The organism is Gudongella sp. DL1XJH-153 (genome assembly GCF_049310905.1).
In the GTDB taxonomy this organism is placed as follows: domain Bacteria; phylum Bacillota; class Clostridia; order Tissierellales; family Tissierellaceae; genus Gudongella.
The window spans coordinates 1-301 of sequence record NZ_JBMEMN010000103.1; the positions used below are offsets into that span (position 1 = coordinate 1).

A 301-nucleotide genomic window follows, 5' to 3' on the forward strand; every position below is an offset into this window, starting at 1 on the left:
CCTATGCTCTTAATAACTTGACCTTTTTCATGTTTATTGTTTTTGAATGTTCTTATTTGTAGTTTTCAATGTTCAGTTTGTAATGCCCTAAGCATTACTCTGGTGGAGATGAGGAGGCTCGAACTCCTGACCCCCTGCTTGCAAGGCAGGTGCTCTCCCAACTGAGCTACACCCCCACGGATATTTTGTTTAATTGGTTATGTCCATTGCTTATGCCGTTGGATATATATATTTTCCGCAGTCTCGAATCACAATTGCAAATAGAAAATACATATATATATAACAAACAGTGTGTGAGAAC

General features: G+C 38.5%; 1 tRNA gene. It reads right to left on the reverse strand.

Annotation, left to right across the window (positions count from 1 at the left end):
• Positions 1-100 precede the first annotated feature (100 nt).
• Positions 101-176 (reverse strand) — tRNA-Ala (locus ACOEN1_RS13560).
• Positions 177-301: the final 125 nt, after the last annotated feature.